The organism is Bradyrhizobium sp. MOS001, assembly GCF_004634465.1.
In the GTDB taxonomy this organism is placed as follows: Bacteria; Pseudomonadota; Alphaproteobacteria; order Rhizobiales; family Xanthobacteraceae; genus Bradyrhizobium; species Bradyrhizobium barranii.
Map to the genome: position 1 here is coordinate 277,958 of NZ_SPVJ01000003.1, position 21,388 is coordinate 299,345.

At 61.9% G+C, this 21,388-nt stretch carries 19 protein-coding genes and 1 pseudogene; 14 read left to right on the top strand and 6 right to left on the bottom strand.

Annotated features, from left to right (window positions below; translation table 11 throughout):
* Positions 1–322 precede the first annotated feature (322 nt).
* The 5 genes from CT676_RS07000 to CT676_RS07020 all read left to right on the top strand — a co-directional run bounded on the left by CT676_RS07000 (position 323) and on the right by CT676_RS07020 (position 4,862).
* The gene (locus CT676_RS07000) at positions 323–1,258 is read left to right on the top strand and encodes a LysR family transcriptional regulator (protein ID WP_063981741.1); all 936 of its coding nucleotides are present in this window, start codon (positions 323–325) and stop codon (positions 1,256–1,258) included.
* Positions 1,255–1,992, top strand: coding sequence for a peroxiredoxin-like family protein (locus CT676_RS07005; protein ID WP_135214175.1), 738 nt, complete (start codon positions 1,255–1,257; stop codon positions 1,990–1,992). The genes CT676_RS07000 and CT676_RS07005 overlap by 4 nt, the downstream gene beginning before the upstream one ends.
* A gap of 316 nt (positions 1,993–2,308) precedes the next feature.
* Positions 2,309–2,884 (top strand): cytochrome P460 family protein, encoded by a 576-nt coding sequence (locus CT676_RS07010; RefSeq protein WP_135214176.1) that lies wholly within the window; start codon positions 2,309–2,311, stop codon positions 2,882–2,884.
* A 27-nt stretch (positions 2,885–2,911) separates the two neighbouring features.
* The gene (locus tag CT676_RS07015) at positions 2,912–3,457 is read left to right on the top strand and encodes a DUF1993 family protein (protein WP_135214177.1); all 546 of its coding nucleotides are present in this window, start codon (positions 2,912–2,914) and stop codon (positions 3,455–3,457) included.
* A gap of 64 nt (positions 3,458–3,521) precedes the next feature.
* Positions 3,522–4,862, top strand: a complete 1,341-nt coding sequence (locus CT676_RS07020; protein WP_135214178.1) for an MFS transporter — start codon at positions 3,522–3,524, stop codon at positions 4,860–4,862.
* Between the two features lie 221 nt (positions 4,863–5,083).
* Here the strand turns inward: CT676_RS07020 and CT676_RS07025 are convergent, their stop codons facing one another.
* Positions 5,084–6,580 carry an MFS transporter gene (locus CT676_RS07025; protein ID WP_244623083.1) on the bottom strand — a complete coding sequence of 499 codons (1,497 nt, stop codon included), beginning with the start codon at positions 6,578–6,580 and terminating at the stop codon, positions 5,084–5,086.
* Between the two features lie 430 nt (positions 6,581–7,010).
* Between CT676_RS07025 and CT676_RS07030 the strand changes: the two genes are divergently transcribed.
* From CT676_RS07030 to CT676_RS07050, 6 genes are all read left to right on the top strand, one after another.
* Positions 7,011–7,928, top strand: coding sequence for an NADP-dependent oxidoreductase (locus tag CT676_RS07030; protein ID WP_135214180.1), 918 nt, complete (start codon positions 7,011–7,013; stop codon positions 7,926–7,928).
* 117 nt (positions 7,929–8,045) lie between these two features.
* Positions 8,046–8,168: a hypothetical protein gene (locus CT676_RS46050; protein ID WP_275552103.1), complete on the top strand. Its 123-nt coding sequence runs from the start codon at positions 8,046–8,048 to the stop codon at positions 8,166–8,168.
* A gap of 10 nt (positions 8,169–8,178) precedes the next feature.
* The gene (locus CT676_RS07035) at positions 8,179–9,615 is read left to right on the top strand and encodes an MFS transporter (RefSeq protein ID WP_135214181.1); all 1,437 of its coding nucleotides are present in this window, start codon (positions 8,179–8,181) and stop codon (positions 9,613–9,615) included.
* Positions 9,616–9,703: 88 nt separating this feature from the next.
* Positions 9,704–10,117 (top strand): cupin domain-containing protein, encoded by a 414-nt coding sequence (locus tag CT676_RS07040; protein WP_135214182.1) that lies wholly within the window; start codon positions 9,704–9,706, stop codon positions 10,115–10,117.
* 93 nt (positions 10,118–10,210) lie between these two features.
* Entirely contained in the window at positions 10,211–11,164 is a 954-nt protein-coding gene (gene egtD, locus CT676_RS07045) for an L-histidine N(alpha)-methyltransferase (RefSeq protein WP_135214183.1), read from the top strand.
* A gap of 69 nt (positions 11,165–11,233) precedes the next feature.
* Entirely contained in the window at positions 11,234–11,692 is a 459-nt protein-coding gene (locus CT676_RS07050; RefSeq protein WP_135214184.1) for a DUF3788 domain-containing protein, read from the top strand.
* A 298-nt stretch (positions 11,693–11,990) separates the two neighbouring features.
* Here the strand turns inward: CT676_RS07050 and CT676_RS07055 are convergent, their stop codons facing one another.
* The 4 genes and pseudogenes from CT676_RS07055 to CT676_RS07070 all read right to left on the bottom strand — a co-directional run bounded on the left by CT676_RS07055 (position 11,991) and on the right by CT676_RS07070 (position 15,062).
* Positions 11,991–12,536, bottom strand: a complete 546-nt coding sequence (locus tag CT676_RS07055) for a carboxymuconolactone decarboxylase family protein (RefSeq protein WP_135214185.1) — start codon at positions 12,534–12,536, stop codon at positions 11,991–11,993.
* A 34-nt stretch (positions 12,537–12,570) separates the two neighbouring features.
* A complete protein-coding gene (locus CT676_RS07060; RefSeq protein WP_063981749.1) occupies positions 12,571–13,206 on the bottom strand; it encodes a nitroreductase family protein in 636 nt (211 codons plus the stop codon).
* A 176-nt stretch (positions 13,207–13,382) separates the two neighbouring features.
* Positions 13,383–14,301, bottom strand: a pseudogene (locus CT676_RS07065) (NADP-dependent oxidoreductase).
* A gap of 269 nt (positions 14,302–14,570) precedes the next feature.
* Positions 14,571–15,062 carry an OsmC family protein gene (locus CT676_RS07070; protein ID WP_135214186.1) on the bottom strand — a complete coding sequence of 164 codons (492 nt, stop codon included), beginning with the start codon at positions 15,060–15,062 and terminating at the stop codon, positions 14,571–14,573.
* Positions 15,063–15,531: 469 nt separating this feature from the next.
* On the opposite strand from CT676_RS07070, the gene CT676_RS07075 reads away from it, so the two are divergent.
* From CT676_RS07075 to CT676_RS07085, 3 genes are all read left to right on the top strand, one after another.
* The gene (locus CT676_RS07075; protein ID WP_135214187.1) at positions 15,532–16,065 is read left to right on the top strand and encodes a peroxiredoxin-like family protein; all 534 of its coding nucleotides are present in this window, start codon (positions 15,532–15,534) and stop codon (positions 16,063–16,065) included.
* Between the two features lie 447 nt (positions 16,066–16,512).
* Positions 16,513–17,736 (top strand): efflux RND transporter periplasmic adaptor subunit, encoded by a 1,224-nt coding sequence (locus CT676_RS07080; protein WP_063981752.1) that lies wholly within the window; start codon positions 16,513–16,515, stop codon positions 17,734–17,736.
* On the top strand, positions 17,733–20,906 hold the full coding sequence (locus CT676_RS07085) for a multidrug efflux RND transporter permease subunit (RefSeq protein ID WP_135214188.1): 3,174 nt from the start codon (positions 17,733–17,735) through the stop codon (positions 20,904–20,906). The genes CT676_RS07080 and CT676_RS07085 overlap by 4 nt, the downstream gene beginning before the upstream one ends.
* Positions 20,907–21,010: 104 nt before the next feature.
* Here the strand turns inward: CT676_RS07085 and CT676_RS07090 are convergent, their stop codons facing one another.
* Entirely contained in the window at positions 21,011–21,196 is a 186-nt protein-coding gene (locus CT676_RS07090; protein WP_063981754.1) for a hypothetical protein, read from the bottom strand.
* Positions 21,197–21,388: the final 192 nt, after the last annotated feature.

A 21,388-nucleotide genomic window follows, 5' to 3' on the forward strand; every position in this document is an offset into this window, starting at 1 on the left:
AGACGGTTGGCCGTGGCGAAATATCGTTGAGGCTTGCTCCGCTAGTTGTCGCACGATTGATTTCTGCACTGACGAAGGCGACGAACATGGGTACACGGCGGCGCCGCCGCCCGTCCGGTTCTCGCCCATCTCGCATGCACTAACCTGGCTCTCAGAAACTCCTGAAAGCGTGTCCGTGCGTCCTAATCAATAGGCCGAGCCGTTCCAACCTGCGCACGCAAGTCGCATCTACTCCCCATGATCGCGACGTGCCTGTCACGCCGTCGATTGCAAAGGCTCGTCTCTATCGACAGCCGCACCTTGACGGAGAACATAACAACCCATGGAGCTTCATCAGGTTCGCTACTTCCTCGCCGTCGCGTCCACCCTCAACTTCACCCGCGCGGCCGAGCAGTGCAATGTCACGCAGCCCGCGTTGACCAAGGGGGTGCAGAAGCTCGAGCAGGAACTCGGCGGCCAGTTGATCTATCGCGAACGCCAGCTCACCCAACTCACCGATCTTGGAAAGGAAGTCCTTCCGATGCTGGAGCGCACACTGGCCTCGGCAGAGGCGGTGCGTCGCCGAGCCCAGGAGTTCCAACGCAAGGACGTTGCGCCACTGAAGATTGGCCTTGCCCCATCCATCTCGGCGTCGCTCGTCCTCGATCCGATCGCAGAGATCGCAAAGTTCGTCCCTGGACTTCACGTCGAGCTGCGCGAGGGCGCGGCGAAGAAGCTCGTCGACCTCTTGCTTGAGGGCGAGATCAACGTCGCAATGGTCGGCGACGTGCAAGATGTGCCCGCCCGCATCGACGACTGGTCGCTGTTCGAGGAGCGCTACGTTGTGGTTCTTGCGCCGACACACCGGCTCGCAAATCGTCCCTCGATCGGCATCGACGACCTCCGTGAGACCATCTTGCTGGAACGCGCCGACTGCGACGTGGCCCCGAAGATCCAGAAATCGTATTTCCCCGAGAGCCCGCCCCAGCTTGGCCACTGCAGCGGTCACGACCTGCACCTGCAGCACATGGCCGCGGCCGGCCTTGGCGTGATGCTCGCGCCCGAGCACATGCCGCGCCTTCCGACGCTCAAGACCATCCCGCTCGAAGGCAACCTGGTTTCACGGGAGGTACGCCTACTGGCTGTGCAAGGGCGCCGCTACTCCCCGGCGCTGGACGCATTCGTCAAGGTCGCGCGGCTTCGCGACTGGTCGGTCGAAGCCCCCGACCGGGGCGTGCCGCACGCAGCGGTCCCGGTGGTGTCGAGGGCGCCCGCATGACCACGACACGCACGCCGACGGCCAGCCGCTTCCAGCCAATCGATCCTCAGCCCGATGACTCCCAACCGATGTTAAATCAAACCAACAAGACACTCGCCCGGATCCGCACCGAGTTGTTGACGACGTTCAGCGCTGCGGATTGGGAGTCATACAACCACCTCGTGCGCTGGCTCCGAGATACAGACGTGGCATCGCACGCTCTGAAGGTTGGAGATGACGCGCCGAGCTTCCTCCTGCCGGACGCTGATGGCCGTCTCCACTCCTCCGAACGCCTGCGCCGCAAAGGACCGCTCGTCCTGAGTTTCTTCCGAGGCGGTTGGTGTCCTTTCTGCACCGCTGAGCTTTGCGCCCTGCAGGCTGCAAAGGATGAGTTCGAGAGCATCGGTGCGACCCTCGCAGTGGTGACACCCGAGACGAGGGACTTCCCGCGGCAGCTCAAGCGGAGCCTAGGCTTGGACCTGAAGGTGCTGTCCGACGTCGACTATGGCGTTGCCATATCGTATGGCGTGCTATTCCGGGTGCCCGACGAGACCAAAGCGCACTATTCCAGGCTAGGATTCGACTTCGGCGCCCGGCACGGGTCACCGGAGTGGATGTTACCTATTCCCGCGACCTATGTGATTGACGCGGAAGGCCGGATCCGCAGCGCATTCGTCGAGCCGGACTTCACGATACGAGAGGAGCCGGCGCAAATCCTGGCCTCGCTGCGCCAGGCCGCTTCCACGTCCGAGTGAGGGCAGTAGAAGGTGGAGAGCAACATCCTGTCAATCCGGCGATGAGGCGGTCTGAAATGCCCCTCGACGACGGCGCACTCGCAGCTGCCTACTACGACGTAAGACGGTCGGGTCGGCGCTCACAGCGCTCACGTACGACGATATCTTCTGCCTATCGAATACATGTCCAAAGAGAATTTCTAATTTTGTCGGCCGAGTCCGATCTTTAGGGCTGGCTAGGCCGAGCGCGCGGTTGGCCACACAGCGATTGAAGTAATGATTGAAGCCGTTTCACTGGATCAGAGTGCACAGCGCGCGAGCGGTAAAGGAGATCCCCATGAAATTATCGAGGACTATCGGCCTCGCTGTTGCCGTCTCGCTAGTCACCGGCGCCGTGGCAGCGCTCGCGCAGATCAACGGAGCTGCTCCGGCCGGCCCGACCGCGAACGTGGTAGACGGTGCTGGGCACCTGCGCGTGCCGGCGGACTACCGAACCCTCTACCAAGCGCTCGGCACCTGGGCGATTGCGGCTGAGAGCGGCCAGGGCTCGAATGAAATCCACGCCGTCTACGCATCCCCCGGGGCGATCGACGCCTACCGGAAGACGGGGCATTTTCCGGACGGCGCCGTTCTGGTGAAAGAAGTCTTCGCGACTTCGACCAACGAGATGACCACCGGCACGGTAAGCCACGCCGACAAGCTCAAGGGCTGGTTCGTCATGGTGAGAGACAGTAAGGGAACGCACCCCGGCAACCCGTTGTGGGGCGACGGGTGGGGATGGTCGTGGTTCGACGCGGACAAGCCGCTCAAAACCACCTCGACGGACTACCGTTCCGATTGCCAGGGGTGCCACCTGCCTGCCACGGCCACGGACTGGATTTATGTGAATGGATATCCCGTCCTGCGTCACTGACCGACGTTCAGAGTAAAAAGCGAGCGAATGGAGTTCGACGTGTCCCTCTCGGTCTATGACATCACGGTCCCTGTCATGGTGCACGGACTGAACGTGATGGACGACTATCTCGACCACGCTCAAGCACTCGAGCGGACCAGGGGATATGAGCCTGGAAGGATCCTTGGCGAGCGGCTCGCGTCCGACATGCTGAGCTTCGGAGAACAGTTTTCTGTAAGCTGCAATAAGGTTGACGCCCACATGGCGAAGCTGATGCAGCGCGATGCGCCGGCTCCCCACAGCACCCTCATGATGTACCCGGCACTGAAGGGGCGGCTCCTCGAGACGCGCGGCTTCCTGCAAAACGTGCAGCCGGGCGAGATTGCCGGCGCGCAGTCCCGCACATACGAACTGACACCGCCTATCGTGCGCGGGTGGTTCGGCGGCGACAACTACATCCGGCACCTGGTGCTACCCGACTTCTTCTTCCACATCGCGATTGCGCACGCGATCCTTCGGCACCTCGGAGCGAAGATCGGGAAGCGCGACTACCTCGGCAACCTCAGTCAGCAGAGCGGAGGTGACTACTCGTGAGCGGCGGGCGCGGTGCGCGACACGAGCCGAAGCTTTCAAGGTTCACGCCGGAAATTGCATACTGATGGGTGGCGTCGACGGTCTGACGGCGGCTCAGCGCCGCTGGGTAATGCTCTGCATCTTGCTTGGACTTGGTCTAAGTTCCCTCGGAAGCGCGATCGTGAATATCGCCTTGCCAAACATCTCGCGTTCATTCGCAAGTAGTGACGCCGCGACCGTTTGGGTCGTGAATGCCTATCAGCTTTCGGCAACGGTCTGCTTGTTGCCCGTTGCAAGTCTGGTCGAATCACTCGGTCTGAAGCGCGTTTATACCGCCGGCCTGGCAATTTTTGTTTTCGCGTCGTTGGGTTGCGCGTTCGCTCCAACATTGCCGATGCTGGTGAGTGCGCGCCTAATTCAGGGTGCCGGGGCAGCTGGAGTTTCTGTGGCCGGCATGGCATTTGTACGCGTGATTTATCCGCATCACATGGTCAGCAAGGGCTTCGCGTTAGTCGCATTAGCAGTGGCGATACCTGGAGCATTGGGCCCCACCATCGCGGCGGCAGTACTTGCCGTGGCAAAATGGCCCTGGTTGTTTTTGGTGAATGTGCCATTCGGCCTCACTGTTCCGCTATTTATTGCTGCTGCACCACCAGACGTTCGGGTTGCGCGCTCTCTCGATCTGATCGGGACCGCTCTCAATGCGCTGGCGTTCGGGCTTTTCGTCGTCGGTGTCGGCACGCTGGGTACTGGCGATGGGCGCATTGCGACGGGAGAGATCGTAGCAGGACTTTTCTGTCTTGGTCTCTTCGTTCGACAACAGCGCCGGCACCCTGTGCCAATGTTGCCATTCGATCTTTTCCATATACCCCTGTTTACCCTATCGGTGTGGACATCCGTCTGCTCCTATGCCGCACAAATTCTGGCTTACGTCTCCTTGCCGTTTTTATTTGAGACGAGGATGCATCTTTCGGCCGTGGAAACAGGTTTTCTTCTGACAACCTGGCCGTTCATGACTGCCGTCACGGCCCCAATTGCCGGCCGCTTGACGATCCGCCATCCCGCTTCGGTGATCTGCAGCATTGGTTTGGCGCTGTTGGCGGTCGGTTTGCTCCTGATGGTCTTCTTGCCAACATCTCCGGCGAGATTGGATGTCGTATGGCGACTGGCTCTTTGCGGTATCGGCTTTGGTCTTTTTCAGACCCCGAACAACACGGCGATGATGACGGCTGGACCCGTAGGGCGCAGCGGGGCCGCAAGTGGGATGAATGCCTCGGCTCGCTACGTCGGATGGTCACTTGGTTCCGCGTCGGTCTCGCTGATCTTCGGCTTGGGCGGAGACCAAGGCGCCGTCTTTTGTCTGGTCGCCGGAATGGCCTTCGCTCTGACGGGAGTCGCTACCAGCAGCGCTCGTCGGTTCAGATAGCGTCCAAATGCGGGACGCAGCACCTCGTCGGAGGTCGTTCGGCGATATCTGCGCCATGTGCTCGCCGCTGCAGACAAACGTGGCTTGTGACAAGCCGCTGCTGAGCTCGTGGTTCGAGAATCAACAATCAGCCATGGCGTTCCGCTGAACACGGCTTCCGTTAAGTTCAGGGTGTCTGTCAGTTCTAATGAAATATCGGATTCGGTTGAATTCCGTACTTTCTAAGTTGCGTCCGCTTTCGCCATCACCGGTGTCGGGGTCTTCGAGGCCGCAAAGGCGCCGCCGATCGAGGTCGCGGCGGCTATGGCGAGGCCGACTTCGTAGCCGGACGAGAAAGACGCGACGCCGGCGGCAAGTGCCACCCCGGCGAGCTGCGCAATCCGGCTCGCCGCATTGTTGATGCCGGAGGCGAGTCCTTCGTCGGCCTGATCCACACTCGACATGACCGACGCGGTGAGCGGCGCCACGAGCACAGCGAAGGACAGGCCCAGCAGGGTCATAGGTCCGATCACGCCGAGCATCAGGGATTCCTTCTCGCCAAGCGCCATCAGGATATAGGCGAGTGCCGCACCGAGCGGTCCCGCGATGAGCATGGCCCGCGCGCCAATCTTGTCTGCCAGCCGGCCGAAGAGATTCGACAAGAGCCCCACGCCAAGCGTGAAAGGTAGGAATGCGAGCCCGGCATCGATCGACGACAGGGCGCGGCGATCGATGAGCTCGAAGGGTAGCAGAAAGAACATGATCGAAACCCCCGCATAGACCATCAGGGTGACAACGTTCAGCCCGAGGAAGGCGCGGTTCTCCGCCAAGCGAGGTGGCGTCATCGGGTGTTCGCTTCTGCGCTCCCAGAACGCGTAGACGGCGAGCCCGACAATGCCAAGCCCGGTGACAATCACGAGCACTGTGCCCGACGGGGCTGAAGCGCCCGCGGCGGCCTGAACTTCACCGGGGCCGATTTGGCTAAGCGCCCAGGCAAGCGCCCCGATCGCCAAAGCGAGGATCGCGGCGCCAATCACGTCGAATCTGCGCTGGATGCGACCATCCTTCGGCGCAAAGACCAGCAGAACTCCCACTGCCACGAGCGCGAGCGGCGGGTTGATCCAGAACACGGATGGCCAGCCAAAGGTCTCGGTGAGCCAGCCGCCCAGGACAGGACCTCCGGCGGTGGTGAGAGCCGACGCTGCGGCCCATACGCCGATCGCGCGGTTTCGCTCTTCGCGCGGATAGGTGGCCCCGATCAGGGCGAGGCTCGCGGGAGTAACGATCGCTGCGGCCGCTCCCTGCGCGACGCGGGCAGCGATCAGCCAGGCGGGCGAAGGCGCCAGCGCGCAAGCGGCGGACGTCAGACCGAACAGCACGCAACCGAACCCGAGCATGCGCGCTTTGCCGTAAACGTCCGCGAGCGCGCCGCCGATCAATGTCAGCGAGGCGAGCGCCAGCATGTAGCCGTTGAGGACCCATTGAACCGAGGCGAGGTCCGCCGCCAAATCTGAGCGCAATCTCGGTAACGCAACGGGCAACGCTGTCGCATCGATGAACGCCATCGAGGACGCGAGCACGCAGGCCGCGAGTACCATCCGCCGGCAGCGAGGTGGCGCCTCCCGACCGAGCTCTCGCGGGCAAGGTTCTGCGTCGATAACGCCGCGGCTGCATCCCTCTACAAACGGCTGCGCCGCGTTGCGACTCGCTCGCCGTCTCTGGTTTGCAGGATTGGTCATTCGCAGTCTTATTTCGGGTTGAAAGTGGTTCCGACAGCCGTCTCATACGGTGGCGGTCGGACCCCGGTGAAGGAAATTATCTCTCGCCATAGAATCGATAGATAATCGTTATTGCCTTGCCGCGCAGCGGCATGCCGTCGCGGCGTGCGCAACTTGCCTTGATTTACCAATGGCAGAGAAGACCGTCGCACCACTATTCCCCGCTGCAATGGAAACCATACATGCCGGCTATTGGAGAATGTTACTCCGCGCTGCCATCAATGGGTACCGCTCGTGGATTTTGTCGAGGGCTGGACAACTGAGATCGTGGAGGCGCCGTCCCATCTTCGCTTTCGGAACTACCCCATGGTCGCTGGCAAGCGATGCCGAACCGGCTTTTGTCGCTGGAACGTATCCAGCAAAGGAGCAAATAACTGAGGAGACAACTCACATGAAGGCAATCGCCGTAACGGACCAGGCCGCGGGAACGGCCGGGATGAAGCTGGTGGAGCGGCCCGAACCGCGGCCAGCGATAAACGACGTCGTCGTTCAAGTTCATGCATCGGGCTTCACTTGGGATGAGCTGACGTGGCCCCCGATGTGGACCGATCGCCTCGATCGTGACCGAACACCGTCGATCCCTGGGCACGAGCTGGCCGGAGTCGTCACCGCTCTCGGTTATGGCACGACGGGATTGTCAGTGGGACAGCGGGTGTTCGGCCTGACGGACTGGTATCGCGACGGCACCTTGGCGGAGTATGTGGCCGTCGAGGCACGCAACCTTGCGCCGCTGCCGGGCGACGTCGACTTCACGGTGGGCGCGAGCCTGCCGATGCCGGGTCTGACTGCGTGGCAAGGACTGTTCGTGCACGGCCACCTTCAGTCGGGGCAGACCGTCCTTGCGCACGGTGCGGCTGGCGTCGTCGGTTCGATGGTGACGCAACTCGCACGTGAGGCCGGCGCCTACGTCATCGGCACCGGACGCGTTGCCGACCGTCAGGCGGTGCTCGACTTCGGCGCGAATGAGTTCGTCGACCTCGAGAACGACGCTCTGAAAGACGTCGGTGGCGTCGATCTGGTTTTCGATATCTTCGGCGGCGACATCGCGAAGCGGTCCGCAGGCCTGATTCGAGCGGGAGGAGCGCTGGTGACCATCGCCGGGCCGACCGAGGCGCGGCCCGCCGACGGCTTGGCGATCGACTTCGTTGTCGAGTCCGATCGCGCCCAACTGGGTGAGATCGTCCAGCGTCTGCGGGACGGACGACTGCGGACGAACATCGGCACCGTCTCGACCCTCGATGACGCCATCGCCGCCTTCAATCGGACCGAGCGCCGCAAGGGGAAGACAATCGTTCGCGTTCGCCCGTGAGAACTTGGGGCGGAGAGCGGTTCCGCGCTCCTCGTCAGCTCGGCACGGATCCACGTTTAGGCGTCGCTCGGCCGTGGCCTCCGGCGGCGCGGCGCGGGCAGGAGGCGACGGCGGTTCATGGCAAGCCTGCTTGAGGTTGAATTGATGTTGCGAAAAGTGATCCGCGAACGGACACGGCAGTTCGGCTTCGGGCTGCCGGCCGATGAGCCCGCGCGCCGCGAAGCGCGCCACCTGACATGACGGCCAGGTCGTGAGCAGCGCGTCCCTGACCCTGACCGATCGCGGCCTGGCGCTCTCCGAGCCTAAGGCCGTCGGAGCGCAGGGCAGCACCAAGGTGCTCGCCGCGTCGAGCCTGGGCAGCTGCCTCGTGTTCGTCAGCGGCGCCGTCGTCACGGTCGCGCTCGCGGCGATTGGCCGAGACATGCGCCTGTCGCCGCTTGACCTGCAGTGGGTTATGAACGCCGAGCTCCTTCCGCTCGCGGCCCTGACCTTGGTAGGCGGCGCTCTGGGTGATCGGTTCGGACAGAAGCGGATATTCCTCGCGGGGATCGCTCTCTATGGCCTGGGCGCGGCCGCAATTGCTTTCGCGCCGAGCTTCGCGCTGCTCATCGGCGGCCGCTTCCTGCAAGGTTTGGGCGAAGCTGTGATCCTGCCCAACGGCCTTTCCGTGCTCGGGCGGGCCTTTCCCGCCGACAAGAAAGCCCGTGCGATCGGCATCTGGTCCGCCGCCGCAGCAGTCGCCAGTGGCGTCGCGCCCGCGATCGCGGGCGCGATCATTGATCACGGCTCCTGGCGGACGGCCTTTCTGATGCTCCTGCCCATCGTCGCCAGCGCGTTGGCCTTCGGCACGGCGTGGATACCCAAGGACTCCTCGACCAGCTACGTCCGGATCGACGTCTATGGCGCGGTCCTTTCGACAGTCGGGCTCGGCTCGTTGGGCGCGGGGCTGACGAGCCTGACCAACGGTGCCGGTCCAACCCTTTGGCTGTTCATCACTCTGATCGTCGGTCTGGGCGGCTTAGCCGGCCTTATCGTCACACAGCGGCGGCTAGGCGAGAATGCCATGCTGCCCCCGTCGCTCTTCGCCTCGCGGTCGATCGTCGGCGCGAACCTGTTCACCGCACTCCTCTACGGTCCGTTCACGGTCATGCTAACCTTGATCCCGTTCGTGATGATCCGAGGCGCGCACCTGCCGACGCTGGTGGCGGGCCTAGCCTTCCTTCCTCTGCAAGTGCTGATTACGGTCGTTTCGCCGCTCGCCGGTATGCTCTGCCGCGTGTCCGGCAGGCGCCTGCCATTGTTCGCCGGCAGCGCCGTCGTCGCCTTGGGTTGCATCATGGCGCTCCGTATCGGTCCGAACGCAACCTATTGGGCGGACATCTTCCCCAGCATCCTGTTGCTGGCGCTTGGCATGAGCCTCGCGATCGCGCCGTTGACGACCCTCGTCCTCACGTCCGTCGAGTCCGATCGAGTCGGGACAGTGTCTGGCGTCAACAGCGCAGTCTCACGCGCCGGGTCGCTCTTCGCCATCGCATTGCTCGGCGGCGTGCTGCAGCAAGGCGGTCCTCAGCTGTTCTGGGGATTCCACATGGCGATGGTTGTCGCCGCCGTCGCCTGCGTTCTCGCCACGCTCACGGTGTTCATCATCGAGCCAGGGCCTCATGTCGACTTCATCCCGCGAGACTGACCGTTCGGTGTCGGCAATCAGCGGGCCGGCAAGGTCGAGAGGGAACAATGAAGAACGAATACCAACCTCTAGGCAGAAGGAGAAACTCATGAAGATCCGGACCATTGTCGCTGTCACCTGCGCCGCCTTCTCGATAGCCGGCCCGATCCGCGCCCATGATCGCGAAGCGGAAACCGTCGCGAAGAAACTCGAGGCGGCCATTCCCAATGTCCCTGGCAAGTCGCTGCTCGCCCTGGAGGTCGATTACGCGCCGGGCGCGGCATCCCCGCCCCATACCCACGCGAAGTCGGCTTTCATCTACGCCTATGTGATCTCGGGCGCGATCGAGTCGAAGGTGAACGACGGCGAGAAGCGCATCTATCGGGCAGGCGAAGGCTGGTCGGAGCCGCCGGGTGCAACCCATTCGATCAGCCGCAACGCGAGCAAGACAAGGCCGGCGAAGCTGCTCGCTGTCTTCGTCCTCGACACCAATGACAACCCGCTGACGACACCCCTCAAGTAACGTACTCACTGAGCCTGGCACGAATTCACGGTGAAAATATCGGCCACGAGTTTACCTCGGCCGTTATCCGCCGTGTCACCGAAAGCGGAAAATATGCTTCACGTGAATGACAGCATCGACGCTGTTGAAAATGCATTTGCCCGAGACGTCGTCGGCGGCTTATCCGCTGATGTGAAGACGCTGCCGAGCCGTTGGTTATACAACGAGCGTGGATCTGAACTTTTCGAAGAGATAACGAGGCAGGATGAGTATTATCTGACCAGAGCCGAAACGTCGATCTTGCGAGAGCGGCAGCGTGACATCGCCGATTTTGTAGCGCCTGGCGCGGTTCTCATCGAGTATGGTGCGGGAGCCGGCGTTAAGACGGAGCTTCTGCTGGCAGGCCTGCGTGACCCGCGAGGCTACGTGCCGATCGATGTCGCCGATGCTTTCCTTGCAGAAACGTCTAGGAGGATCGCTTCGCGCTTCCCGTCGCTCTGGGTCCGTCCCATCGAGCGCAATTTCCTGGATGAATTTGAGGTTCCGTTCGATAGCTCCAGCGGCGGCAGGACAGGATTTTTTCCTGGCTCGACGATGGGGAATTTGAACGCGAGCGAGGCGAAGACCTTGCTGATGCAGATGGGGCGACACTTAGGCAAAAACGGACGTGCCATCATCGGTGTCGATCTCCAGAAAAACGTAGATACGCTTCTGCGTGCTTACGACGACAGCGCCGGTGTGACAGCCGCTTTCAACCTCAACCTCCTTGAGCGGATCAACGCCGAACTGGGCGGCGATTTCTGTTTAGAGCGGTTCAAGCACGTCGCGCGCTGGAACGAGATCGAGAAAGCAGTAGAGATGCATCTGGTCAGCGTGTGCGATCAGCGCGTTACCCTCTGCGAGCGCGCGTTTAGTTTCAGAACGTCGGAAAGCATTCATACTGAGAGCTCCCGAAAACATACTGCGGAGAGCTTCGAGCGGCTTGCCCGGTCCGGCGGATGGAAGGTTGTCGAGCTTTGGCAGGACGCGGGCGGATTATTCGGCCTGTTCGGGCTCATTCGCTATTGATCGGCCGATGATGCGGCACACCAGGTCTTCCGAAACCAACGTGAGAGTTGCGGTGTAAAGGAAAGCGGCATGGAACAGTCCCCCCAGATCGGCGACAGGATCACCGATAAATCAGCATCGCCCGACGACAGCACTGTCCGAGACTGGATCGGGCCGAAGGCGTTCGGGCATTGGGCCGAGCTGCGAAAATGGATCGAGGCATACTACCCCGATGTTTTCGTGCCGGATTGGCTCTATCGTGGCAAGAAGCGTGGTTGGTCCCTGCGTTACAAGAAATCCAAGGCATTCTGCACCTTCCTGCCGGAATACAGGCAGTTTTCGGTCGAGGTGGTTTTGGGGGCAGCAGAGCGAGAGAAGTTTGAGGCGCGGCGTTACGGGTGGCGCTCGCAGCTGGTGAAGCTTTACGATGAAGTCCGAACATACCCAGACGGAAAATGGCTGAAAATTGCTATCTCATCCGCAGCCGATCGGCATGACGTGACGGAGCTTCTAAGTCTGAAGCGCCCGCCTCCGCGGTCGCGCGATTGAGACACTCGCGCCGCTCCGGCGCGATGGTGGTCCTCCAGATGAAATAGACACGCGCCTTGAACACCTTCTTGTGCGGCGGGGCGACGACATCGTTCTCGCTGGTGATCTGGCGCCCTGGAGCGATCCCTTGAGTGCTTTGTCGAGGAGCTTTGGCGCCGTGGCGACAAACGGCGACAGTCTTCGCGCCAACAAAAAGCCCGGACGCGTTCCCAAGAATCCTTCCCGGGTGCGTCCGAGCCTTGCGTGATGCTCGCATCATCGACGCTCCTCAGAGATCGTAGATGCGAATGGATTGAGTTCAGATCGATCCAGCCGGCGCAACGGCAGGAAAGTCCTTCTCGGGATCGAACACGTTGTTGAAAAAGTTCGTCAGAGAGTACATGGCCACCAGCGCGACTATCTCGATGACGTTCGCATCCGTGTAGCCTGCGTCGCGGACGACTTTCAGATCGGCGTCACTAACCTTGCCGCGGGTCTCGATGACTTTACGCGCAAACTGGATGGCAGCGTCCCGCTTCGGGTCGCTGGCATGGCCCTTCCGAGCGAGAGTGATTTCATTGGCGGGCAGCTTGGCCATATGATTGGCCGTAAAGCTGTGAAGCGTCAGGCAATAGTCGCAGCCATTCACTTCGGAGACAGCGAGGCCGATGCTATCGCGCGTCTTCACGTCTAGCGCCTTGCTCAAGGAGCCAAGCAGGGCGGCCCATGAGTTGAACGCGATCGGGCTTGCCGCGAAGGTCGCCATCATATTTGGGGTGAACCCGATGTTCTTGGTGAACATATCGAGGGTCGGTTTCGAATCCGCCGGCACTTGTTCCGGCTTCAGAGCTGTCATTCTTGGCATCATAATCTTCGCAGGTTCTCGGTTTCACTAATCACTAAATGAGGTCCAACACATCGGCCACCGGGCGACGCGGCTTCTGCGGCCAGTTTCCCGGACGCTCCGCTCCTACGGACAGCAGCATGACCGGGACTTCGTCCTCGGCCAATCCAAAATCTCGGTGCACCGCTTCGGCATCGAAACCGATCATCGGCGTCGAACCCAGGCCCAGCGATCGGGCCGCATAGATCATCGCCGCCGCACCGAAGGCGCCGGTGCGCACTGCTTCGTCGCGCTGGCGCTGCGGGTAGTCCTTATAGAGATCGCGTGCGGGGATTTCCCAATCCGGTATCAACTTTGCCGGCATGATACCCGCCTCCACCACCGGCGCCAGGCGGTCCGGAATTACACTGGAATCAGCCAACTGGCCGCAGATGATAAAGGTAACGGCGGCTTCAGTGATCGCCGGCTGCTTCCAGGCGATCGGGCTCAACCGAGCCTTGGCTTCAGGCGTGCGTACCGCGATGAAGCGCCAGTTCTGCAAATGGAAGGATGTCGGCGCAGTAGTGCCGATCCGCACCAGCTCGCTGATTTGGTCATCGCTCAAAGTGGCGGCAGGGTCGTAGTATTTGGCGGAGCTGCGGCTCAGGATACATTCGATGACGGCATTGGTCATGGCGATTCTGTTGGTCATGGTGATTCCTGTGCGTTAGGGGATGACTTGAGATAACGAGTGCTTTCGCTCTCTTTGCTCGAAATGCCGCAGGGATGGAGCCCGTCTGGCATCTCATGCCCGGGGGCCGTGGTAGTTTCCTGGGTTGCGGCGCGTCTGATAGGACGTGACGGCCGCGTGCATCGAATGTGGGTCGTTCACGGACGAACGCGGATGATCGTCTTCCCGCCGATCCGCTTTGTTGGATTGAAGGCGGCGACGGCATCTTCGAGTGTCGTTACGTGGCCGACGTTCGTGCGCAGTCGCCCGTCCCGAACCCGCCGGACGATCTCACTCAGTTGGGCACGATCGGACTCGACGACGAAGTCGACCGCCAGGCCATCGGCGGGCCGCGCCTCGGCCGGCCCGACGATGGACACCAGCGTTCCTCCGGATCGAACCAGGCGCGCGGAGCGTTTCCTGATGTCGCCGCCAATGAGATCGAACACCAGGTCGACCGGGCCGATGTCGTCTAGAGCGTCGTTCTCCAGGTTGACGAACTCATTCGCGCCGAAGTCGAGCGCCTTCTGACGGTCGGCGGCGCGTCCGGTGCCGATGACATAGGCGCCGGCCTCACGCGCGAGTTGCGTCACCATCGACCCGACTGCGCCGGCTGCGCCGGTGCGCGAGGACGCGCTGCCCCGCCTGAAGGCGGCCGTGCACGAACAATCCCTGCCACGCGGTCAGACCCGAGACCGGCAGGCTCGCGCCCACCGTGAAGTCAACGTCGCCCGGCAGCGGCGCCAGGTTGCGTGCCTCGATCGCCACATACTCGGCCAGTGTGCCATCGCGATACCAGTCCGCGAGGCCGAACACCCGCTGTCCTACCGACAGGCCCGTCGTGCCATATCCGAGAGCGGTGACCACTCCGGCCAACTCGTGCCCGGGAATCGACGGTGTCCGGTCGCGATCGAGGCGATCGGTCCACGTCGAAGGCCACGACAGCTCGGTTCCAACGAATCCTGACGCATAGACTTGAACGACGACGTCGTTTATTGCTGGCCGCGGTTCGGGTCGCTCCACCAGCTTCATCCCGGCCGTTCCCGCAGCTTGGTCTGCCACGACGATTGCCCTCATCGCCAATCTCCTCGTGTGTGGTATGTCTTCATCTTCCGAATTCCCTTGCGGGCGACCAAAAATACGATCGCCAAATTCGACGGTCCAATGACCTGTGGCTATGGAATCGATGCCATCGACGCGAAAGATCAAAGCGCGTCAGCGGTGAACGTCGGGACGAATGCCCCGCGAGGGAAGATTTCCGGGCACTGAGGACGCAAGAAAGAGCTGCAATGCGGGTTTGATCGGCTGCGATGCGCCGGTACGGTGATCGACCGCACGAGAGACGCTCAATCCGGAGTGATATTCGGGATCGGGAGTTGAGCCAGATCATCCTCGTAGCTGGCCTGAGTGCTTGGGCTGTGGCCGGAAGCAGTAGCGTCGAGGCGCGTGTTGATAGCGGCGCCGATGCCGAGAATCTTGCCAACGGGGCAGAGGTTTGCGGCTTCCAGCAGGAGCGCGCGCTGATGAGCATCGAGTTCTCCCTCCAGCACGAGGGTGCGTGCGAACGAATCTCGTTCGCCCTGAGCGCCATGGCGGAAGCTGACGCTCACTTCCAGCCGCTCCAGCGGAAGTCTCTGGCGTCGAGCCTGAAAACGAATGCTCATAGCGGTGCATGCGGCGAGAGATGCGCTAAGGAGGTCGTAAGGATTGGGACCAGAAGAAATGCGGCCGACGCCATCCGGGCCGCCGACAGTAAAATGAGAGCCGCCGACACGGCATTCCAGTGCACTATGATTGGTGGGGTCGCTTGCGACAACAACTTCGCGGATCTTGGTCATGACTAGGTCCCGATTGTTCGAATGATCGACCACCGGCTCTCGACGAGCGTGAACGCAAGCAGGCAGCGCAGAACAAGTCTTGTAGATAGCGCGAGGTCTCAGCGCGGCGTCCGCTCCGGCCGGCGCGTTCAGCAACTAAATCCGGCGACCATTCGAGTAAAGCTATCATGTCCATAACCGCCAGGAATGCTTCGGGAGTCGGTGCCGAAGCTCCGCGGCGAGGAAATCCGTGAACCCGCGCGCCGGGCTTGACGGTCTTCCGCTCGCGACAACGCATTGAATTCCATCGAGGCGAAGTCTCGGTCGGAGAAACAACGCGCGGGAATGGAAATCATAACGGTCGGACATTTCTCAATTGAAGGTCGGCGACGTAGTTTCACCCTGCAGGGCGGGGCGGAGTGATGGCTCGTGCGCGATCAGCGAGTGCCGGAATTCCCGACGTACTTAGGAAAACACTGCGGAGAAGAGAATGCTGCTGCCTCGTCGACCGGTTCCCGAACTGCGCGTTCCGACCCTTGCTCATGGCGAATTTGATCTTGCTGCCGACGCGCCGAAGCTGTTTACGCTGATATGCTTTTATCGCGGACTCCATTGCCCGGTCTGCCTCAAGTATCTGCGCGAGCTGGAATCGCTGATACCCGAATATGAGCGTCGCGGTACAAAGGTCATCGCTATCAGCTCTGACGTTCGCGAGCGCGCTCAGGAAATGGCAAACAAGGTCGGCGCCAGCTTGCGATTCGGATATTCACTGCCGCTGGCGGTTGCTCGCAAGTGGGGTCTCTATATTTCGTCGTCGCGTGGAAAGACATCGATCAACATCGAAGAGCCGTCACTGTTTTCGGAGCCCGGCGTATTCCTCGTCCGACCGGATGGTACTTTGTACTACGGCGCGGTTCAAACAATGCCGTTCGCACGTCCGTTGTTCTCGGAATTGCTTCAAGCGATCGATTTCGCTATCGCCAGGGATTATCCGGCGCGTGGCGAGTATGACGGCCCTCTCTGAGCGGCCGTCGGCTTAGCTACCGGCACACCCGTGAACATGAAAGCCGCTGCGCGGTAGCTACTGCTTGATTCTCTGTTCGGTCCGGCTGTTTCGGGTATGTTTGATCTTGTCGGCTCTGACCGAGCGCGACTCGAAATTCTCCGCAGAATAAGACGTCGCGGTTTCGAGTGCCACGCAGCCTGCGGCAATCCTCGCGACGGCATCGCGCTCGCGCGGCGAGCGGCAATAACGACCGTTTATCGAGTCCATGGCGAGAGGTGATTTCCGTCGCCGGCATTGCAAGGCCATTCTCCAAAGCATCGTCGAGCCTAAACCTGCGGTTCTGCGATCAAAGCGCGGATCACGATGAAAGCTCGAGAGCGCAGTGGGTCGATATGCGAAGCAACGACGTAATCTAGATCATCGCGCTGGGTTCTTGGAGAGACGGAAGTGAGTATGACTGATAGAATGGTGCAACCGGCTCCGGCACCTCAGCTCGATCGCGGTTCGTTTTATCGCTTTCCACGATGCTTCGTCGCACCGATCGGTCTGCTGTTCGCGCTGGCGCTCGCGGGCTGCGACAAGAAGGCACAATCGCAGGAGGCTGCGCCTGCACCGCCGCTGGTTACAGTCGCGCAACCAGTCAAGCGCACGGTCACTGACTGGGACGAGTTCACCGGCCGCTTTGAGGCGATACAGGAGGTTCAGGTCCGTGCCCGCGTCGGTGGCTTCGTCAACAGCGTCGAGTTCACAGACGGTGCGATCGTTCATGCCAGCGATCTGCTCTACATCATCGATCCGCGCCCGTTCGAGGCGGTCGCCTCACAAGCGCAGGGCCAACTCGACGACGCGCGGGCCAAGGCAGAGCTTGCCAAGCGTGAACTCGACCGTGGGTTGAACCTGGTCCAGACCAGCGCAGTTTCGGTGCAGGTCGTCGATCAGCGCCGTCAGGCCTTGCAGGCGGCTTATGCGGCCGAGACGCAGGCCGAGGGTGCGCTGAAGGCCGCGCAGCTCAATGTCGAATTCACCCACGTGCTGGCGCCGATCACCGGCCGCGTCAGTCGCCATCTGGTGACCCCCGGCAACCTCGTGCAGGGCGCCGATAGCGGCGCGACGTTGCTCACCTCGATCGTGTCGCTCGATCCGATTTACATCTATTTCGACGTCGACGAGGCGACCTATCAGCGCAACAGCAGGCTGTGGTTCGAAGGCAAGCGGCCAAGTTCGCGCGATACGTCAAATCCCGTGCAGGTGACGCTGACCGGCGAGACAAAGCCCTCGCATGTGGGGAAGATGGACTTCCTCGACAATCGACTGGACATCTCGACTGCGACGCTGCGCAGCCGCGCGATTGTCCCGAACAAGGATCTCTCGATCCTCCCGGGGCAGTTTGGCCGCGTCAGGATCATCGGCTCGTCGCCCTACGAGGCGCTGCTGATTCCGGACGCCGCTATAGCCACCGACCAGTCGCGCAAGATCGTGTTCGTGGTCAAGGCAGACAACACGGTAGATGTAAGGCCGGTGATACTCGGGCCGCTCGATGGGGGGCTGCGCGTGATTCGCGAGGGCCTCATGCCGGGGGATCAGGTCATCGTCGACGGGCTGCAGCGTGCCCGCGTCGGCGCCAAGGTGACACCGAAAATGGCGCAGGCGCCGGCAGACGACAAGACTCCGGCAGGTGCGAAGCCATGAATCTTGGAAGGCTTTCCATCAACCAGCCAATCTTGGCGATGGTACTGTCGATCGTGCTTGTGATCGTCGGCACGATCGCCTACCAGACGCTGCCGGTCTCGGAATATCCGCAGGCGGTGCCGCCGACCGTCACCGTCACCACGCAATATCCCGGCGCCTCAGCGCAGACCGTATCCGACACGGTGGCAGCCCCGATCGAGCAGGAGATCAACGGCGTCGAGGACATGCTGTATCTCTACAGCCAGGCGACCTCGAACGGCCAGCTCACCATCACCGTCACCTTCAAGCTCGGTACCGACCTCGACAAGGCGCAGGTACTTGTGCAGAACCGCGTCGCGATTGCGCAGCCGCGGCTGCCGGACGAGGTGCAGCGCAACGGCGTCGTAACCCGCAAGAACTCGCCCGACATCCTGATGGCCGTATTCGTGCTGTCGCCCGACGACTCGTTCGATCAACTCTACATCTCCAACTACACGCTGCTGCAGGTGCGCGATCAGCTTTTGCGGCTCGACGGCGTCGGTGACATCCAGATGTTCGGCGCGCGCGACTACTCGATGCGAGTGTGGCTCGATCCCGACCGGATCGCTGATGTCGGCCTGACATCGGGCGAGGTGCTGGCGGCGATCCGCGCCCAGAATCTGCAGATCACCGGCGGACAGATCGCTGAGCCGCCGATTGCCGATCGCGCGCTCCAGCCGAACCTCGTCTTCACTGGCCGCTTCAAAGATATCGGGCAGTTTGAGGACATCGTGGTGAAGGCCGGTTCCGACGGCCGCACCGCACGTCTGCGCGACGTCGCGCGCGTCGAGCTCGGTGCGCTCTCCTACGCCACCAGCAGCCGCATACTGCGCAAATCGGCCGTCGCAATGGGGGTGACGCAACGGCCCGGATCGAACGCGCTCGCCACGGCGAAGGCAATCTCCACCACCATGGCGAAGCTGAAGGAGAGTTTTCCGAAGGGGCTCGACTACAATATCGGCTACAACCCCACCGAATTCATCGCCCAATCGGTCCATGAGCTGATTAAGACGGTCTACGAGGCGATGGCGCTCGTCGTCATTGTGGTGCTGGTGTTCTTGCAGGGATGGCGGCCTGCGATCATCCCGATCATCGCGATCCCGGTGTCGCTGGTCGGCACCTTCGCGGTGATGGCCGCGCTTGGATTCTCGATCAATAATTTGACGCTCTTCGGTCTGGTTCTCGCGGTCGGCATCGTGGTCGACGACGCCATCGTGGTTGTCGAGAATGTCGAGAGACATCTCCAGCACGGTATGAGCCGACGCGAGGCGGCGCTCAAGACCATGGAGGAAGTCGGCGGCGCGCTGGTCTCGATCGCACTCGTGCTCTGCGCGGTGTTCGTGCCAACAGCTTTCCTGGGCGGCATCTCCGGGCAGTTCTTCCAGCAATTCGCCGTCACCATCGCAGTCGCGACCGCGATCTCCTGCTTCTGCTCGCTGACACTGTCGCCGGCACTGGCCTCCCAGATTCTTACGCCACACGAGGAGAAACGTCCGCCGGCGCGCTGGAACGTCATTGCGCGCGGCTGGCACGGCTTCACCGCGCTGTTCAACCGCATCTTCGATCGCCTGGCGCGCGGCTACGCGGCCACCGCCGACTTCGTGATCCGGCATACGGTGGTGATGCTTGTGATCTATCTCGGGCTGATCGGCAGCGCCGGCTGGCTACTCGCCACCACCTCGCAGGGCTTCATTCCCGCGCAGGATCGGGGTTACCTCATCATCTCGGCGCAATTGCCAGGCGCCGCGTCGCTGGCGCGGACCGCTGCGGTGGTGCGCGAAATCGAGCGGATCGCGCTGGATACGCCAGGTATCGTCCGTGTCGGGGCGTTCAGCGGGTTCTCCGGCGCGACGCGCACGCAGGCCGGCAATGCCGCAGCGCTGTTCCCGGTGTTCGACGAGCCGGAGGCGCGGCAGAAGAAGGGATTGACGGCCAACGCGATCACGGCCGATCTACGCAAGCGGCTGTCGGCGATCCAGGGCGCTTTCATCATCGTCATTCCACCGCCCGCGGTGCCAGGCATCGGCACCGGTGGCGGCTTCGCCATCCGCATCCAGGATCGACAAGGGCGCGGTCCCGAGCTGCTCGCAGCGGCGACGGACGAGCTCGTCGCCGCCGCGCGTAAGTCGCCAAATCTGACCTCGGTGTTCTCGCCTTTCACGGCGAATACGCCGCAGCTGTTTGTCGATATCGATCGTGTCAAGGCGCAGAAGCTCGCGGTCCCCATCGCCAACATCACCGACACGATCGAGACCTACTTCGGTTCGGCCTATGTCAACGACTTTAATTTGTTCGGGCGCACCTATCACGTCACCGCGCAGGCCGATCTCCCCTTCCGCAAGGAGACTTCCGATCTCGCGCGGCTGCGTACCCGGAACGCGGCCGGCGACATGGTTATGCTCGGCAGCGTTGTTGACTTCAAGGACATCTCGGGACCCGATCGTGTGGCGCGATACAATCTCTACTCGGCATCCGAGATGCAAGGTGAGCCGGCCACGGGCATAAGCTCGGCCACGGCGCTCAGCACAATCAAGCGATTGGCCGACGAAACGTTGCCGAGCGGCTTTTCTCTCGAATGGACCGACCTGTCCTATCAACAGGTGATGGGTGGCAATGCCGGCCTCTATGTGTTCCCGATCTGTGTGCTGTTCGTCTATTTGGTGCTGGCAGCGCAATATGGCAGCTGGACGTTGCCATTCGCGGTGATCCTGATCGTGCCGATGTGCCTGTTCGCGGCCACCATCGGGGTGCGCATCATGGGTCAGGACGTCAACATCCTAACCCAGATCGGCTTCGTGGTGCTGGTCGGACTTGCGGCCAAGAACGCGATCCTGATCGTCGAGTTCGCGCGCGATATCGAGCTTGAGGGCAGGTCGCGGCTGGAGGCTGTCATTGAGGCCTGCCGGCTCCGCCTGCGGCCGATTCTGATGACCTCGTTTGCTTTCATCCTCGGCGTGCTACCCCTGGTGGTTTCTACCGGTTCGGGCTCGGAGATGCGCCAGGCGGTCGGCGTCGCCGTGTTCTTCGGCATGCTCGGCGTCACGCTGTTCGGCCTGATCTTCACGCCGATTTTCTATGTCGTGGTGCGCAACCTCGCGGAAGGCACGAACGAGGGCAGGCCAATTCAGCCGAACGCGGCCGCGGCGGAATGAGCTGCGTTGGCCGCGGTGCGCTATGACGTTGGCAGCCCCAGCTTAGCAGCCGCTGGGCCGCTGCCGCGACGCCTATTCGACGGCTCACGCATTTCACGTGTAGTCTAGCGGCGGATCGAGCAATCCCTTGCACCGTCGAGCGAAGCCTTCTTGGCTCGCCGCTCGTGGTCGTCGGCAAGAGCCTTCAGCTGAGCCGCAATCACGTGGTCCGTCATGGCTTTGGCAGAGCGAAGCAAGGTCTTCGCTGTCCTCAAATATTCTTTGCCTCGCTGTGAGATATGAAGCGTCATGACGCCCTCGCGTGGTTTTCGGGCGACTGGTCGAAGCGTGTTGGAACCAGCCCATCCAATTGTGCTCACCTTGGTGGCGTGCCCTGAAGCGATCGACGCATCTCGGACCTCTTGGCCTGCGATCGTTCAACAGAACGCCGACTTCGGCCGGTATCGAGGATGGGGGCGATCGGTTGCAGATTGTGTTCAAGC